This window comes from Clostridium beijerinckii (genome assembly GCF_008705175.1).
Classification (GTDB): Bacteria; Bacillota; Clostridia; order Clostridiales; family Clostridiaceae; genus Clostridium; species Clostridium beijerinckii.
This window is the reverse complement of sequence record NZ_CP043998.1, coordinates 455,613-472,678: the sequence shown is the minus strand read 5'-3', so window position 1 is coordinate 472,678 and position 17,066 is coordinate 455,613. Positions and strand designations below refer to the sequence as shown.

Sequence of the window (17,066 nt, the reverse complement as noted above, 5' to 3'; positions counted from 1 at the left end):
CTTATTCTTCTGCTATTTGTTTGATATTAATCATAGTTAGCATTGTAAATACTATCATTTGAATTAATCCATCAAATAAATCGAAATATGCGTGTAATATTACAGGTATACCAAACTGTGCAAAAATTGATATTGAACTCAATCCATGATACACCAATTCTAATAATATTACTGCTGCGACCATGTTACCAAAAAGTCTTAGCGCCAAAGACATTGGCAAAATAATTCTTTCTATTATGTTTAATGGCAGCATAGGGATAAATGGATGTAACAATCCCTTTCCAAACCCAAGTATTCCATTCTTTCTAATAGCATTTAAATTCACTACTAAAAATGTGGTTATTGCGAAGGATGCTGTTATGCTCAAATCACTTGTAGGTGGCTTAAATCCTAATAATCCAACTAGATTTAGTATTAGCAAATAGATCATTAATGTTCCTATATAAGGCAGAAATGATTCATATTCTTCACCCATAGTACCAACCATAAAGTCCCTTATTGCTTGATAGACTTTTTCCAAAGCCGCTTGGGTCTTACCAGGTTTTAACTTCAAGTTTTTTGTTAATAGAAAAGCACCTATCCCTAAAATTGCGATAATAATCCATTCAATTATTATCCCTGCAGTAATATCTACTGTAACGCCAAAAATTTCAGGTGAAAATATAGGTATCACGGGCTCCACTCTAAACACTTCCTTTCCTATTTTCTTTAATACGAAAAACTATAAGTAGTACATAATGTGAAACAAAACCTATCATATAATATATTACGTATTCCATGTTTCCCAAAAAAGGAAATATTGTGGCAATTATGAATGCCATCCTAATAAAATACGTAGGAATTATAATCCATGCTCTATTTTTATCCAAAAACTTTCCAACTATATAACCACTTGCTAGAAAATTTATTAACGAAACACACATGCCTATCATATAGATTCCTGCATTTATAAAGGTGGAAATTAAGACTATTATTAAAGATATCAATAATCCGCTCCCCAAATCATATTTTATCGTCTGTAGAAGCAGTTTATTCACTTCTTTATTCATACATAACCCCCTTAACCTCAATATCAGTAATTATATCTTTATATTTATCTTTAATAAAACACTATTATAAAGTAAAATCAGCTTATTTTTACTTTATAATGAATTTATATTTCATATGCTCGTGAATGCTCAGCTAATATTGGTTATTTCTTCATTTTTCTCATTTAATGATTTTTAAAAGCTTGCTTGATTCAATTTTCTAAATATTCCGTAACATTTATCTACAAAATATTATTTTTGTTAACATTTTCATTACAAATTTTGTCATCAATTTTCAAAAATTTGGTGAATTTTATACTATTTTTGGGTTTTATAAAGCTATACTTACTATTATACATTTCATATTATTGAATACAGAAATTAATCCTTATTCAATATTTATTTTTTTTCAATCTACAATTACCAAATTTATATGTATTATTTTTTAGCAAATCCTCGCATTAACTATGTTATGAAGTATATAAAACACCTTAATGAAATATATGATTAAAAATTCTTTCATTTTTTCCACTGGTTTATATATAGTAATTATTTTGATAATATTTTTACCCCTTGTATCAGATAATGAATATACATAATAATTTCATTTTCCACTGGCTCTATCTAATTTAATACATGCATTTCTATTTTCTTCTTTTAACTTTATTTTATACTCTTATTTAATAAAAAAAGGTTACCATGAGAATTATCATAGTAACCTTTTTAAATCTTAATTTATATTAAATTCTTTCAACGATAAGAGCTGTTCCCATTCCGCCACCTATACAAAGTGTAGCTAATCCTTTTTTAGCATCTCTCTTTTCCATTTCATGAAGAAGAGTTACTAATATTCTTGCACCTGATGCTCCAACTGGATGACCTAAAGCAATTGCTCCACCATTTACATTAACTTTTGACATATCGAATTTTAAATCTTTAGCAACTGCTAAGCTTTGAGCAGCAAAAGCTTCATTAGCTTCGATTAAATCTAAGTCTTCTACTGTTAAGTTAGCTTTTTCTAAAGCTTTCTTAGTTGCATGGAATGGTCCATATCCCATGATAGCTGGATCTAATCCTTTTGAACCGTAAGAAAGTATTTTAGCCATTGGTTTAAGTCCTAATTCTTCTGCCTTTTCTGCACTCATAACAACAAAAGCTGCTGCTCCATCATTAATACCTGATGCATTACCTGCTGTAACAGTACCATCTTTAATAAATGCTGGCTTTAATTTAGCTAAAGTTTCTGCTGTTGTTCCGAATCTTGGGAATTCATCTGTATCAAATACTTTTGGTTCTCCCTTTCTTTGAGGAATAACAACTGGAACTATTTCATCTTTAAATCTTCCTGACTTGATTGCTGCTTCAGCTTTTTGTTGAGATGAAGCTGAGAAAGCATCTTGCTCTTCTCTAGTTAATCCCCATTGTTTAGCAATATTTTCAGCTGTAACTCCCATATGATAGTTGTTAAAAGCATCCCATAATGCGTCTTTTATCATTGTATCAACTAATTTGCCATCGCCCATTCTTTGTCCCCATCTTGCTTTGTCCAATGCATATGGAGCAGCTGACATATTTTCCATACCTCCAGCAACAACAACATCAGCATCTCCTGCTTTAATCATTTGTGCTGCTAAACTAACTGCTCTAAGACCTGATCCACAAACCTTATTAATAGTCATAGCTGAAACTTCTTGTGGTAATCCAGCTTTTATTGTTGATTGTCTTGCGGTATTTTGACCAAGACCAGCTTGAATTACATTACCCATAATAACTTCTTCAATTAATTCAGGTTTTACTCCAGCTCTATTTACGGCTTCTTTAATTACTAAAGCTCCTAAATCTACTGCTGAGACATCTTTTAATGCTCCACCAAAACTACCTAATGCTGTTCTTACTGCACTTACAATAACTACCTCTCTCATGTTTGACCTCCTAAAATTTTATAGATTATTTTATTAACTTTCGTTAAATTATTAACATAACTAAATTATACCTTTTATTATTTCTTTTATCAAGCATAAATTGTTAAAATTTAAACAAACTTTATCTTTTAAATTCTTCTACTTCTCTTGTTGTCAAACCAAAATATTTTAATATAGCATCTGCTATTCTTCTAGATGCAATTCCATCTCCATAAGGATTTATAGATTTACTCATTTTACAATAAGCATCAGGGTTTCTAAGTAACTCGTTTGCCTCTGATACTATTTGATCTATATTAGTTCCAACCAACTTAACGGTGCCTGCCTCTACAGCTTCTGGTCTTTCAGTAACGTCTCTCAACACAAGTACAGGTTTTGCTAAATGTGGTGCTTCCTCTTGCAATCCCCCTGAATCTGTCATAACCATAAACGATTTATTCATCAAATTATGCGTTTCCTTAGTATCTAATGGTGACAGCAAGTGAATTCTTTCTTTTCCTCCAAGTCTCTCATAAACTACATCTTTAACTACAGGATTCAAATGAACTAAGTACACTAATTCTACGTCTTCATTCTGTTCAACTATTTTGTTTAATGCTATACATATATTTTGGATTCCTTCTCCCCAGTTTTCTCTTCTATGAGCAGTTATCATTATTACTTTCTTACTAAAATCAATATTATTTAACTCTTCGTTTTCAAAGATGTAATCATCTTCAACTGTATGTTTCATAGCATCAATTACAGTATTTCCTGTAACATATATATCACTCGCATTTATTCCTTCCCTTAGTAAGTTTTCCTTCGAACCTTTAGTTGGTGCAAAATGTAGATCAGCTAGACTTCCTGTAAGTTTTCTATTCATTTCCTCTGGAAAAGGAAAATACTTATTAAAAGTCCTTAGACCTGCTTCAACATGCCCAACTTTAATTTGCTGATAGAATGCAGCTAAAGAACCTGCAAATGTAGTTGTAGTATCTCCATGAACTAATATCATATCTGGCTTTTCTTCTTTAAAAACTTCCTCTAACCCTTCTAAAACCCTACTCGTAATTCCTGTTAAAGTCTGTTTTGTCTTCATTATATTTAAATCAAAATCAGGTTTTATATCAAATAATTCCAAAACTTGATCTAACATTTCTCTGTGTTGAGCTGTCACGCAAACTTTCGATTCAATCTCTTCTCTTCTTTCTAATTCCTTTACTAAAGGTGCCATTTTTATAGCCTCAGGTCTAGTTCCAAAAATCGTAATAATTTTCTTTGTACTCAAATTATTTCCTCCTACATTTAAGCAATTATAGATTTTTCTCATTCTATTTCTAAGTACTGTCTTTATGTATATTTAAAATCAAGTTAAACTTAATTCAGGCGTAGTTTAGTCTCCATCTGAATCTTAGTTGAAACTTATCCAGCGCCGTGCAGCCGTTATCTTCTCATTAAAGAAAAAAGCGTATTACGCATACTATCTATCTGGTAAAGTTTATACTTTAAAAATAAATCCAACTCGCAATGCTTGTTGGATTTATTCAAATATGCAAATTCTAAAAAATTAATACCCTGCGTCTTTTACTATTCTTAGAGAGTCATCGTCTTCTATCCATGAATCTACGCTTATTTCTCTATACTCCTGCTTTGAATCCCTTATAATAACATTAGAAATTCCAGCATTAATTATCAATCTCTTACACATGGAGCAAGAGTTTGCATCCCTTACATATTCTCTTGTTTTTGCATCTCGTCCTACCAAATATAATGTAGCTCCAATCATATCTCTTCTAGAAGCGCTTATTATTGCATTAGCTTCACTATGTACACTCCTGCACAACTCATAATGAGTACCTCTTGGAACTTTCAACTTTTCTCTTATGCAACTATTCAAGTCCATGCAATTTTTTCTACCTCTAGGTGCTCCTGTGTATCCAGTAGAAATTATTTCATCATTTTTAACAATTATAGAACCATAGTTTCTCCTCAGACAAGTTCCTCTCTCTAAAACTGTTTCAGCAATATCCAAGTAATAATTTTTCTTATCTCGTCTCTCCATTTTCTATATTCCCCCCAGTAAAATTATCTTGGGTCATTCAGAAACTTATGTAGATAGCTTTTAATTCTAATAAATCACTAATTACTTAGTGCCAAATAATCTATCTCCAGCATCACCAAGACCTGGAACAATATATCCATGTTCATTTAATTTTTCATCAATTGATGCTAAGTATATATCAACATCATAATGTGCTTTTTTAATAGCTTCTATACCTTCTGGTGCTCCAACCAAGCACATTAATTTTAAATTTTTTGCACCTCTATTTTTTAACATAGTTAAAGCATCTATTGCAGATCCGCCTGTAGCAAGCATTGGATCAACTACTATAATATCTCTTTCTGCAATATCTTGTGGCATTTTACAAAAATATTCAACTGGTTGAAGTGTTTTCTCATCTCTATATAATCCAATATGTCCAACCTTAGCTGCTGGTATTAAATTAAGTACTCCATCAACCATTCCAAGACCAGCTCTTAAAATAGGAACTACAGCCATTTTCTTTCCTGAAAGCATTTTACATTTAGTAACTGCTACTGGTGTTTTCACTTCTACTTCTTCCGTATTTAAATCTCGTGTGACTTCATACGCCATTAACATTGAGATTTCTTCTACTAATTTTCTAAAATCCTTTGAACCTGTTTTTTCATCTCTTAAGATTGCCAACTTATGTAATATTAGTGGATGATTTATTTCTATAACTTTGCTCATTATTATTCCTCCAAGTTTGCTTTTAGTATTTATAGCCCTTTATATTTATATACCCCATTTAGCTTTCTAATAATATAAATTAATATTGTTGCAGCATAGCTGCTTTTTTTCTAATCTAAATGATCTTGGTTGCAGCATAGCTGCTTTTTTCTAATCTAAATGATCTTGGTTGCAGCATAGCTGCTTTTTTCTAATCTAAATGATCTTGGTTGCAGCATAGCTGCTTTTTTCTAATCTAAATGATCTTGGTTGCAGCATAGCTGCTTTTTTCTAATCTAAATGATCTTGGTTGCAGCATAGCTGCTTTTTTCTAATGTGTATACTTTTTTTCAATATCTGAAATCTTATCTATTCTTTTTTGGTGCCTATCTCCTTCAAATTTAGCTGATATAAATGTTTTTACTATATCTAAAGCAAGACCTGCTCCAACAACTCTTTGGCCCATAGTTAATATATTAGCATTATTGTGTTCTCTTGTTGCATGGGCACTAAATGTATCTGAACATAGTGCTGCTCTAATTCCTGGTACCTTATTGGCCGCAATACCAATTCCTATTCCTGTACCACATATTAATATACCAAACTCATATTCCTTTGCAGCAACCGCTTCTGCTACTGGTAATGCAATATCCGGATAATCGCAAGAACCTGTTGAATATGTACCAAAATCCTTAATCTCATGCTTTTCACTTTCTAAAAACTTTATGATTTCATTTTTAAGTTCAAATCCACCATGATCGCATCCAATTGCAATTTTCATAATTAAATCATCTCCTAATTTATTTTGTGATTTTTCAACATGCAGAATTATTATACATTTATGATATCAAATCCAGCAGCTTTATTTAATCTATTCATAATAGCTACTCCTACACCTTTTTCTTCATATCCTTCTGCAAAAACTAAATCCGCTCCTAGGTCATCACACTTTCTCAATGCTTCAAATAAACTTCTAGCAACTGTTGATAAATCACTTAGACTACCCAATACTATACTAGTTCCTTCTGTATATTCATCAACATTTTCTTCAACAGTGAGGATACATACTTTTTTACCTTTTTCTATATTATAGTGTACCATTTCGCGGATTTTTTCAATAGTTTTTTTTCTTTCCCCAGAAATTATTGTAACTTTAGCATTTGGTGCATAATGCTTATACTTCATTCCAGGAGCCTTTGGCTTTAAGTTTTCGCTTGGTTTTTCCATTATAGCTTTATCTATTTCAATTCTTGGGTCAACTTCTCTAAGCATCTCTAATGTAATACCACCTGGTCGTAAAACTATAGGTGGTACTACTGTGCAATCCACTATAGTAGATTCAACACCTATGTCACTCTGTTCTCCTCCAAGAATATAATCAACCTTCCCATCAAGATCCTCTATGCATCTCTGGAAATCTGTTGGACTCGGTCTCCCACTTATATTAGCAGAAGGTGCTGCTATAGTTGTCTGAGATAATTCAATTAGTTTTCTAGCTACTTCATTATCAGGCATTCTTATTCCGATAGAGTTTAAATTAGCACTTGTTACATTAGGTATTATATCTTTCTTACTCAAAATTATTGTGAGTGGTCCTGGCCAAAATCTATTTATAAGTTCATCAGCTACTTTTGGTATTTCTTTTGCATATAGATCAAGTTTCTTCGACGAAACATGAATTATGAGTGGATTATCTTGCGGTCTTCCTTTGGCCTTAAATATTTTTTCTACCGCTTCTTCATTAAGTGCATCTGCACCCAATCCATAAACTGTCTCCGTAGGAAAAACTACAGTACCGCCATTTTTTATACATTCAGCAGCTTCTCTTATTTTCTCTTCATCCTCACTAACATTTTTGATCATACTAATTTTAGTTTTCAAACATATTACCTTCTTCCCCTAATTCTAAACTTATTGTTTATAAAAAAATTCCTAATTAAACTATAAGCTGGCCTCTTGATATTTTTATATTTTGTATACTTTCATCAGTGTAAATAGCTTTAACGCAATTCCTATATATTGAATCTAATAATAAATACTTCTTTAGTCCACCTCTTTTTATTACTTGAAAATAATACTCTTTCTGAGAATTTAATTGTTTTATAGAATTATAATCTTCAATAATTTGTGGATATCTTCTTAAAAACCCATCATCAACAGGTCTCAATCCCTTATTTTTAAAAACAACATTTGTTATTAAAACTATTTCTAAATCATAGTCAGATTTATTTGTATGTACAAGTACAACTTTATCACATATAATTAAATATTCTTTAATGGAAATACCGACCTTGAAAATCAACCTATTATTTAAGCACCTATATTCAACAATATAGGCATTCATCTTAATTATAATAGCTATAACTATTAAAAATTCTATAAAAATCACATAACTAATATAAAAAATAGTAGTTAATCCGGTTATTATTAGAACTGTTGGAAGAAAAAACGCAATAATAACCATGGTAATTAAGAAAATTTTTAAATGTAATCGCTCTTTTTTTACAGCCTTATATATATCCATAATCAATCTCCAATGTACTTTTAAAGCCCTACATATATAAAATGCAAGGCTTTGCTTTATAGTTATTACATTTGTGTGTTTCCCATTAATTTCATCTTTTCAGCTTGGTCAGCTGTAATAAGTGCATTTATCATTTCATCAATATCTCCACCCAAAAATGTATCTAACTTATATAAAGTTAGTCCTATTCTGTGGTCTGTAATTCTTCCTTGAGGATAATTATATGTTCTAATTCTTTCACTTCTATCCCCAGTTCCAACTTGGCTCTTTCTGTCTTCTGCTATTCCTTGTGCTCTTTCTCTTTCTGCCTGTTCATATAATCTTGATTTTAAAACTTTCATAGCTTTTTCTTTATTTTTTAATTGTGACTTTTCATCTTGACATGAAACTACAAGCCCTGTAGGCAAGTGAGTAATTCTTACAGCCGAGTCTGTAGTATTAACGCACTGTCCTCCATTTCCTGAAGCTCTAAATACGTCTATTCTAACATCTTTATCTGCAACTTCTATTTCAACATCATCAACTTCTGGTAGCACTGCTACTGTAGCTGTTGACGTATGAATCCTTCCACTTGATTCAGTATCTGGTACTCTTTGAACTCTATGAACTCCACTTTCATATTTTAATTTAGAATAAGCTCCATTACCTTTTATCATAAAAACAACTTCTTTAAAACCACCAAGATCTGTTTCATTCAAACTCATGATTTCTACGCCCCATCGTTGAGTTTCAGCATATCTTGTATACATTCTAAATAAATTGTATGCAAATAGTGCAGCTTCTTCGCCACCTGCACCCCCTCTGATTTCAACAAATACGTTCTTATCATCATTAGGATCTTTTGGTAATAATAAAATTTGTATTTCTGTTTCTAGTTGTTCTTCTCTATTTGTGAGATCAGTTATTTCTTCATTTAACATTTCTCTCATCTCTTTATCGCTTTCACCGCTTAACATTTCTTTGTTAGCTTTTAAATCTTCAACTACTTTCTTATATTCCCTATAGCTATTAACTATAACTTCTAAGTCAGCATGTTCCTTACATAGTTTTCTCCATTCATTCTGATTCTGCATAATTGATGGATCACTTATTTTCACTGATAATTCATCATATTTGTTTTCTATAAATTCTAATTTATCTAATAACATTTGATCACTCCGTACTTCTTTTTTCACATTTCTACATTATATCATATTTTAATTACTTAACCAACTAACCTCATTTATAAATTATACATCCTATGACTTCTTAATTCGTTCTTATACCTAAAAGATCTGTTTCAATTAAATTTTAATTCCAACTACCACCCTATCAAGGCTAGCAAAATCTTTAACAATTTTCACATTAGTAAAACCGTTATTTTCCATTAATAGTTTCACCGCTTCTCCTTGATTATATCCTATTTCAAATGCTAATATCCCACTTTCTCTCAATGTATATTGGCTTTGGTCAATTATTTTTCTATAAAAATCTAATCCGTCATTTCCACCATTTAATGCAGTGTGCGGTTCATAATTCTTTACATCCTCCATTAATTTCCCAATTTCACATTCCTCAATATACGGAGGATTTGATACTATAATGTCATATATTTTATTATTTTTTATCGACTCTTCTAGCAAATCACTTTTTATAAAGAAAACTCTATCTTCTAACTTATTTTTCTCTATATTAATTAGTGATACTTTTTCCGGAATAGGATAATAGTCTATTAAATCAACTTTTATATTTTGCCTAAAATGTGCTAATGATATACCAACTGCACCAGATCCAGAACACAAATCGCATATTTGCATTTCTTGATTTTCTTCTATAATTTTAAGAACTTCATCTACAAGTATCTCTGTATCCCCTCTTGGTATTAAAACACCTTCTTCAACATAAAATTCGATACCCATAAATTCACATTTATTTAGAATATATTTTACTGGCATTTTATTTCTACGTTTTTCAATCAAATCAAAATATTTTTCAGCATCTTCCTTACTTACTTCATCTTCTTTATGTGTAATTAAGTAAACCCTATCTTTCTCAATAATATTTCCTAACAATAGCTCTGCATCTAACCTAGCAGTATCTATGCCATTTTCTTTTAATGTAAATGTACCTGTTTTTATCAGCTCTTCAATATTTTTATTTGGATCTTTTATTCCTTCTGCTGCTTTCAACGATGCAATAGCCACTTCAATTTGGGAATCATCTGGTTCTTTAGTTGTTAACAGTTGTAACTTAAGACCAGGATACGCTATTATTTGAGCTAGCATACTGTCATTTTTACCAAGCCATTTTATTATCTCATAACTAATCCCTGTAACTACTGGTATAAGAATAATTCTAAGAGCTAACCTTTCTATGATTCCACCCCACCCAGTAAAAGAAAACACTATAATACTAACAAACATTACCAAAAACAAAAAGTTAGTACCGCATCTTGGATGTAATCTTGATTGTTTTCTAACGTTCTCTACAGTTAATTCTTCCATAGCTTCATAACAGAATATAGTCTTATGTTCAGCTCCGTGGTATTGAAACACTCTATATATATCGTTAAGTTTGCTTATAGAAAACATATAAAGCAAGAGAATCACTATTCTTATAAGAGCTTCGATCAGATTCAGCATTACATTCGAAATACCTGCACCTTTGAAAACTGATGCTATGCCTGTTGGCAATGCAACGAAAAGTCCTATAGCGAAAAGAAAAGAAATAAACATAGTTATTGCCATTAATACACTATTAGCCCTTTCTCCCAGTTTGTCATCTAACCATTTTTCAAATTTAGAAGGTTCTTCATTATCTTCTTCCAAAAATGATGCTGAGTAGTTTAATGATTCCATTCCAACCTTCATTGATTCTACTAGTACGAAAAAACCTCTAAGAAAAGGTATATTTAAAATCGGATATTTTTTTGTTACTGGTCTATTATCTTTAAAATCTATTTCTATATTACCTTTGGGAGTTCTAACAGCAGTCGCAAGATTTTTACTTCCTCTCATCATAACACCTTCTATGACAGCTTGCCCTCCAACATCACGTCTTTCCATTTATAAAAATCACTTACTCTCCTAATTAATTTTCTTTGTATTTATAGTAGCACTCTCCACACAATGACTCATATTCAACATTATCTTCATCATCAATTGCGATTTGTTCTCCCTCAAATACAAATTTATTATTTATTTTTCTTCCATTAAATATGGCTTTCCTACCGCATGCACAGATTGTTTTCATTTCTTCAATACTATGAGCCAACAATAACAATCTTGTACTACCTTCAAATCCATTTCTTTTAAAATCAGTTCTTAGACCATAACATATTATAGGTATATTAATCTTTACAGCAATTTCAAACAACTGATCTATTTGTGATTCTCTTAAAAATTGAACTTCGTCTACTAGTATACAGTCTATTTTATTATTTTCTTTTATATAATTACTGATTATTTGAAAGATATCATCCTGATCTGAAACTAATAAATCTACCCGCCTATTTACTCCTAACCTAGATACAAGTGTGTCTCCACCTTTGTTATCAATTCTAGGTTTAATAATTACCACCTTCATACCACGTTCTTCATAATTATAAGCAACTTGCATTAAATGAGTTGATTTTCCAGAATTCATGGCCCCATATCTAAAATATAATTTACTCATCTGTAAAATACTCTCCTTATTTAAGGTATCATAATCGATTATATCATTTAATAGTGATCATAAAAAGACATTTTTATATTATTTACATACACGGATTTATTATTGACGCTAAAATTCTACTATGATATAATATGGTGGTTGTTATTGAATAATTAACATAGTTTATATAATTGAAAGAGGTGAAAAATAATGAGAGAAGGCATACATCCAGAATACCACCACAATACAGTGGTTAAGTGTGCATGTGGAAACACTTTCACTACTGGTTCTGTTAAAGAAGAACTAAAAGTTGAAATATGCTCTAAATGCCACCCATTCTTCACTGGTAAACAAAAAATTGTTGACGTTGGTGGAAGAGTTGATAAATTCAACAAGAGATTCAACCTTGACAACAAGTAATAACTTTATGAGGAAAGACGATGTCTTTCCTTTTTTATTCATATTTCTAATATATTAGAAATATATATTTTACTGCAATTGTTTGCAAACTTATACATACTTAAAATTTAAATAACTAAATTTTAATATATTAGCGTATATAATTTAATATTTAAATTATATACTATACATGGTAAACTATGTAATATAATAATGTTGAAATGAGTGACTTTCATGAAAAAAGTTTTAATCTTAACAACATCTACAGGACAGGGACATAATCAAGCTGCTGCTTCGGTAGAGGAATCATTTAATAATTCTGGTTATGAGATTACAAAGCTTGATTTTTTAGCCAAGAATAGCAAGCTTCTTAACGATATAATTGTAATTGGATATGAGTTTTCGGCATCGAAGTTTCCCAAAACTTATGGTTTCTTTTACAAACTAACTGACACAAATTTAACTAATAAACTATTAAAACTCATCTTCTTTATGGCAAGAAAGAAGGTTTCGAAACTTATAAACAAAATACAACCAGATGTCATCATAGCTACCCATTCAATTAATATTAGCGTAATTTCAGATCTAAAAAAGAATGGATTGGATATACCTTTTATTTTAGTGGTTACAGATTTTAAGGCTCATTATTTATATGTGGATTCTTACGTTGATGCTTATATAACCGGAAGTAACTATACAAAAAAATCTCTAGTAGATAGAGGTATTAATCCTAATAAAATTTATCCAATAGGCATACCTATAAGTAGTAAATTTTATACTGAAGTTACATCAGCAAACGATTTAAAAGATGATGAATATTTTAATTTATTGCTTATGGGAGGAAGTCTTGGGTTAACTACTATTTTTACAGTTCTTAAAGAATTGTTAAAAAATCCACACAAGTTAAGAATCACAGTAGTTTGTGGCAAAAATGATAACTTAAAGAATAGATTAATTAGTTATTGCAATGAAAATAAATTTGAAAACAAAAAGCTTCATATATTAGGCTTCACAAAAGATATCTCTTATTTAATGGATTATTCTGATATCCTAATATCAAAACCTGGTGGATTAACTGTTACAGAATCTATAGTAAAGAACATTCCATTAATAATTCCATTTGCCATACCAGGTCAAGAAAATGAAAATATAGATTTTCTGACTAGCGAAGGTTATTCAATATATGTAAAAGATTTAAGCAAGCTAAATGATAAAATAAATTATTTAATAAATAACCCCAATGAGCTATCCAAAATTAAACTAAAGCTCAAAGAGTTATCATCAACTTATTCTTTAACTAAAATAGTCGATATAGCAGATGATTTAATTTCAAAAAAATAAAAGATGGCCACTAGAATAAAATGGTCATCTTTTTTTGTTATCTATTGAACTTTTTTCTGGAATACATCTATAAATTCTTTATTGTTGCCAGTTTTAGATAACATATTAATTAAATTCTCTGTAATATCATCTGAGTTTCCATCTCTATACATCTTTTTCCTTATGGAGAATGCTACTTCTAATTCTTCTTTAGATAAAATCAAATCTTCTTTTCTTGTTCCAGACTTATATATATCTATAGCTGGGAAAATTCTTCTCTCTTGTAGACGTCTATCTAAATGAACCTCCATATTACCTGTTCCTTTAAATTCTTCAAATATCATATCATCCATTCTCGACCCTGTTTCAATTAGTGCAGTAGCTAGTATTGTTAAACTTCCGCCCTCTTCAATTTTTCTTGCTGCTCCAAAAAACTTTTTAGGCATTATAAGCGCACCTGGATCAAGACCACCTGATAATGTTCTACCTGTAGGAGTTATTGTCAAATTGTATGCTCTTGATAATCTAGTTATACTATCCATAAGAATAACAACATCTTTACCTTGCTCAACCATTCTCTTAGCTCTTTCTAAGACCATTTGAGCTACCTTTGCATGGTTTTGCGGTTCCTCATCAAAAGTTGAATAAACTACATCTCCATTAATAGACCTCTTCATATCTGTAACTTCTTCTGGTCTTTCATCTATAAGCAAAACAATAAGCTTTACATCAGGATAATTTTTAGATATATTTTGAGCAATCTTTTTTAATAGCGTAGTTTTCCCAGCCTTTGGTGGAGCGACTATAATTCCTCTTTGCCCCTTTCCTATTGGGCATATTATATCCATCAGTCTAGACGATAAATCATTACTATCAGAGGTTTCTAATTTTAATCTTTCTTTTGGATATATTGGTGTTAATGTTTCAAAGGATTTTCTTCCTATAGCTTTTTCCGGATGCTCTCCATTAACTTTTTGAACAAATAATAAAGCTTTAAACTTCTCAGTTTCCTTTGCTTCTCTTACTTTACCTTCAACTTCATCTCCTGTTCTTAAATTAAATCTTCTAATCTGAGATGGAGATACATAAACATCTTCGCTACTAGTTAAATAGTTTTTACATCTTAGGAAACCAAAACTATTATTTTCAAGTATTTCTAAAATTCCATTTGCAACGTTGGATTCATTTATCATTTCTTTTAAATTTTCTTTCTTTTCCACATTCCCAATTTCATTTGTTCTAGATTTTACTTCTGAATCATTGCTTTCTTTATTCGACTCAGTATTATTACTTCTAGGCATAACACTTCTAGTCTCTTCTACATTCTTAGGTGCTATATTTTCTCTTAATATAACACCATTCTTTTCTATAAAGTTACTAGGAACTTTCAATATTTCTTCTATTAGCTCATTCTTTTTATATTTAGATATATTTTTCACACCTAAATCTTTAGCAATATCTTTTAACTTTGTTAAAGTCATGCTTTCATATTCTTTTTTTGTCAAGTTCGCACCTCCAATTTATAGATATGAATCTATAAAATCAATTCTTTTATAATTTTAGTTATATTTTATATCGGAAAATTTAACAGTAAGATAGTTAGAAATGATATATTTGAGAATATTTTAGAATAATACTTGTAAAAATACATTTTCTATTAGTTTGGATATTTATTTAAAATTTAATGCAATATATTAAATTTTATTTTATATAATTCACGATCAATAATTTAAACTATTAAAGTTATTAAAATAAGTTTAATATATAATAAATTATAATACTTATTATATATTAAACTCAATAATAAAACAAATTACTTTGATTTATTTTCTTCTAATGCTGCTTTAATAAATCCTACAAACAACTTATGTGGCTTGTTAGGTCTTGATTTTAACTCTGGGTGGAATTGTACTGCAACATACCATGGATGATCTTCAACTTCAACAATCTCAACTAATCTTTCATCAGGACTTGTTCCTGCAATTTTCATTCCAGCTTCAGTTATTTGTTTTCTGAATTCATTATTAAATTCATATCTATGTCTATGTCTTTCCTTGATAATTTCATTTTTATATACTTCATAAGAGTTAGTATTCTCAGCTAATCTACAAGGATATAATCCTAATCTCATTGTACCACCAAGATTTTCTATATCCTTTTGATCTGGCATAAGATCTATTACTGGATAATTTGTACCTGGGTTTATTTCCGAACTATTTGCATCTTCATACCCTAATACACTTCTTGCATATTCAATTACGGCACATTGCATTCCCAAGCAAATTCCTAGGAAAGGTTTCTTATTTTCTCTCGCCCATTTTATAGCTGCTATTTTACCTTCTATTCCTCTGTCACCAAATCCACCTGGCACTAATATTCCATCAACATCTTTAAGTAATTCTTGAGCATTACTGTTTTCAATATTTTCGGCATTAATCCACTTAATTTCAACATTAGTATTATTAGCATATCCACCATGACTTAATGCTTCAACTACTGATATGTATGCATCGTGTAACTCAACGTATTTACCCACTAATGCTATCTTCACGTTGTTTTTAAGGTTCTTAATCTTTTGTACCATTTGAATCCATTCGGAATTATCAATATCTTTACATCCTAAATGTAATTTTTCACATACAAGATTATCTAAACCTTCTGAATGTAGCATTAATGGAACTTCATATAAATTTTCCGCATCAAGATTTTGAATTACTGATCTTCCGTCTATATTACAGAACAATCCAATTTTAGCCTTAACATCATCTGATAATTCTTTCTCAGTTCTGCATACTATTATATCTGGTTGGATACCTATCATTCTTAATTCTTTTACTGAATGTTGAGTAGGCTTTGTCTTTAATTCTCCTGCTTTTCCCAAGTATGGTACCAAAGTAACATGTATGTAACAAACATTTTCAGCTCCAACTTCACTTTTTATTTGTCTAATAGATTCTAAAAATGGTTGTGATTCTATATCTCCAACAGTCCCACCAATTTCAGTTATTACCACATCAACATCTCTATCTTTTGCTACTTGGTATACTTTATCTTTTATAGCATTAGTTATATGAGGAATTACCTGAACTGTACCTCCAAGGTATTCTCCCCTTCTTTCTTTTTCTATAACAGAACTATATATCTTACCAGTTGTAACATTTGAATTTTGGGTTAAACTTTCATCTATAAATCTTTCATAATGGCCTAAATCTAAATCTGTCTCAGCTCCATCATCTGTAACAAAAACCTCTCCATGCTGATAAGGGCTCATTGTTCCCGGATCCACATTAAGATATGGATCAAATTTTTGAATAGAAATTTTCACCCCTCTATTCTTCAATAATCTCCCAAGAGACGCTGCTGTTATTCCTTTTCCTAGTGCTGATACAACTCCGCCTGTAACAAAAACGTATTTAGTACTCATTTTTATCCTCCCTATGTTAAAATGTTCTTCTAAATTAATATTGACTTTTTCAAAAAGTCATGCTATAATGAAAATCACCCCA

Annotated in this window: 16 protein-coding genes; 2 read left to right on the top strand and 14 right to left on the bottom strand. The window is 30.5% G+C overall.

Annotation, left to right across the window (positions count from 1 at the left end; all coding sequences use genetic code 11):
- Position 1: 1 nt before the first annotated feature.
- The 12 genes from F3K33_RS02365 to F3K33_RS02310 form a co-directional block, all read right to left on the bottom strand.
- Complete coding sequence (locus F3K33_RS02365) at positions 2-682, bottom strand: F0F1 ATP synthase subunit A (protein ID WP_023974851.1); 681 nt, start codon at positions 680-682, stop codon at positions 2-4.
- Position 683: 1 nt separating this feature from the next.
- A complete protein-coding gene (locus F3K33_RS02360; RefSeq protein WP_023974850.1) occupies positions 684-1,049 on the bottom strand; it encodes a hypothetical protein in 366 nt (121 codons plus the stop codon).
- A 719-nt stretch (positions 1,050-1,768) separates the two neighbouring features.
- Positions 1,769-2,950 (bottom strand): acetyl-CoA C-acetyltransferase, encoded by a 1,182-nt coding sequence (locus F3K33_RS02355; protein ID WP_023974849.1) that lies wholly within the window; start codon positions 2,948-2,950, stop codon positions 1,769-1,771.
- Between the two features lie 121 nt (positions 2,951-3,071).
- Entirely contained in the window at positions 3,072-4,262 is a 1,191-nt protein-coding gene (wecB, locus tag F3K33_RS02350) for a non-hydrolyzing UDP-N-acetylglucosamine 2-epimerase (RefSeq protein WP_051144869.1), read from the bottom strand.
- 237 nt (positions 4,263-4,499) lie between these two features.
- Positions 4,500-4,994, bottom strand: coding sequence for a deaminase (locus F3K33_RS02345; RefSeq protein ID WP_011967758.1), 495 nt, complete (start codon positions 4,992-4,994; stop codon positions 4,500-4,502).
- Positions 4,995-5,075: 81 nt separating this feature from the next.
- Positions 5,076-5,705, bottom strand: a complete 630-nt coding sequence (upp, locus tag F3K33_RS02340; protein WP_039772938.1) for a uracil phosphoribosyltransferase — start codon at positions 5,703-5,705, stop codon at positions 5,076-5,078.
- A 310-nt stretch (positions 5,706-6,015) separates the two neighbouring features.
- Positions 6,016-6,465, bottom strand: a complete 450-nt coding sequence (gene rpiB / locus F3K33_RS02335) for a ribose 5-phosphate isomerase B (RefSeq protein WP_023974847.1) — start codon at positions 6,463-6,465, stop codon at positions 6,016-6,018.
- A gap of 50 nt (positions 6,466-6,515) precedes the next feature.
- Positions 6,516-7,565, bottom strand: a complete 1,050-nt coding sequence (locus F3K33_RS02330; RefSeq protein WP_017209891.1) for an L-threonylcarbamoyladenylate synthase — start codon at positions 7,563-7,565, stop codon at positions 6,516-6,518.
- Positions 7,566-7,620: 55 nt separating this feature from the next.
- Positions 7,621-8,208, bottom strand: a complete 588-nt coding sequence (locus F3K33_RS02325) for a hypothetical protein (protein ID WP_011967754.1) — start codon at positions 8,206-8,208, stop codon at positions 7,621-7,623.
- Positions 8,209-8,273: 65 nt separating this feature from the next.
- Positions 8,274-9,356 (bottom strand): peptide chain release factor 1, encoded by a 1,083-nt coding sequence (prfA, locus tag F3K33_RS02320; protein WP_011967753.1) that lies wholly within the window; start codon positions 9,354-9,356, stop codon positions 8,274-8,276.
- A gap of 135 nt (positions 9,357-9,491) precedes the next feature.
- Positions 9,492-11,252: a peptide chain release factor N(5)-glutamine methyltransferase gene (gene prmC / locus F3K33_RS02315; protein ID WP_039772940.1), complete on the bottom strand. Its 1,761-nt coding sequence runs from the start codon at positions 11,250-11,252 to the stop codon at positions 9,492-9,494.
- A gap of 25 nt (positions 11,253-11,277) precedes the next feature.
- Entirely contained in the window at positions 11,278-11,862 is a 585-nt protein-coding gene (locus F3K33_RS02310) for a thymidine kinase (RefSeq protein ID WP_017209894.1), read from the bottom strand.
- A gap of 189 nt (positions 11,863-12,051) precedes the next feature.
- On the opposite strand from F3K33_RS02310, the gene rpmE reads away from it, so the two are divergent.
- Entirely contained in the window at positions 12,052-12,261 is a 210-nt protein-coding gene (gene rpmE, locus F3K33_RS02305; protein WP_023974844.1) for a 50S ribosomal protein L31, read from the top strand.
- A gap of 213 nt (positions 12,262-12,474) precedes the next feature.
- Positions 12,475-13,581 carry an MGDG synthase family glycosyltransferase gene (locus F3K33_RS02300; protein ID WP_039772942.1) on the top strand — a complete coding sequence of 369 codons (1,107 nt, stop codon included), beginning with the start codon at positions 12,475-12,477 and terminating at the stop codon, positions 13,579-13,581.
- 41 nt (positions 13,582-13,622) lie between these two features.
- Here F3K33_RS02300 and rho read toward each other — a convergent pair whose 3' ends face one another.
- Positions 13,623-15,065 carry a transcription termination factor Rho gene (gene rho, locus F3K33_RS02295; protein ID WP_039772945.1) on the bottom strand — a complete coding sequence of 481 codons (1,443 nt, stop codon included), beginning with the start codon at positions 15,063-15,065 and terminating at the stop codon, positions 13,623-13,625.
- Between the two features lie 308 nt (positions 15,066-15,373).
- Positions 15,374-16,984 carry a CTP synthase gene (locus F3K33_RS02290; RefSeq protein WP_039773938.1) on the bottom strand — a complete coding sequence of 537 codons (1,611 nt, stop codon included), beginning with the start codon at positions 16,982-16,984 and terminating at the stop codon, positions 15,374-15,376.
- Positions 16,985-17,066: the final 82 nt, after the last annotated feature.

Bases quoted from the DNA above. Each gene is read 5' to 3' on its own strand.
- F3K33_RS02360 (WP_023974850.1), bottom strand. From the start codon at position 1,049: ATGAATAAAGAAGTGAATAAACTGCTTCTACAGACGATAAAATATGAT.
- F3K33_RS02355 (WP_023974849.1), bottom strand. From the start codon at position 2,950: ATGAGAGAGGTAGTTATTGTAAGTGCAGTAAGAACAGCATTAGGTAGT.
- wecB (WP_051144869.1), bottom strand. From the start codon at position 4,262: ATGAGAAAAATCTATAATTGCTTAAATGTAGGAGGAAATAATTTGAGT.
- F3K33_RS02345 (WP_011967758.1), bottom strand. From the start codon at position 4,994: ATGGAGAGACGAGATAAGAAAAATTATTACTTGGATATTGCTGAAACA.
- upp (WP_039772938.1), bottom strand. From the start codon at position 5,705: ATGAGCAAAGTTATAGAAATAAATCATCCACTAATATTACATAAGTTG.
- rpiB (WP_023974847.1), bottom strand. From the start codon at position 6,465: ATGAAAATTGCAATTGGATGCGATCATGGTGGATTTGAACTTAAAAAT.
- F3K33_RS02325 (WP_011967754.1), bottom strand. From the start codon at position 8,208: ATGGATATATATAAGGCTGTAAAAAAAGAGCGATTACATTTAAAAATT.
- prfA (WP_011967753.1), bottom strand. From the start codon at position 9,356: ATGTTATTAGATAAATTAGAATTTATAGAAAACAAATATGATGAATTA.
- prmC (WP_039772940.1), bottom strand. From the start codon at position 11,252: ATGGAAAGACGTGATGTTGGAGGGCAAGCTGTCATAGAAGGTGTTATG.
- F3K33_RS02310 (WP_017209894.1), bottom strand. From the start codon at position 11,862: ATGAGTAAATTATATTTTAGATATGGGGCCATGAATTCTGGAAAATCA.
- rpmE (WP_023974844.1), top strand. From the start codon at position 12,052: ATGAGAGAAGGCATACATCCAGAATACCACCACAATACAGTGGTTAAG.
- F3K33_RS02300 (WP_039772942.1), top strand. From the start codon at position 12,475: ATGAAAAAAGTTTTAATCTTAACAACATCTACAGGACAGGGACATAAT.
- F3K33_RS02290 (WP_039773938.1), bottom strand. From the start codon at position 16,984: ATGAGTACTAAATACGTTTTTGTTACAGGCGGAGTTGTATCAGCACTA.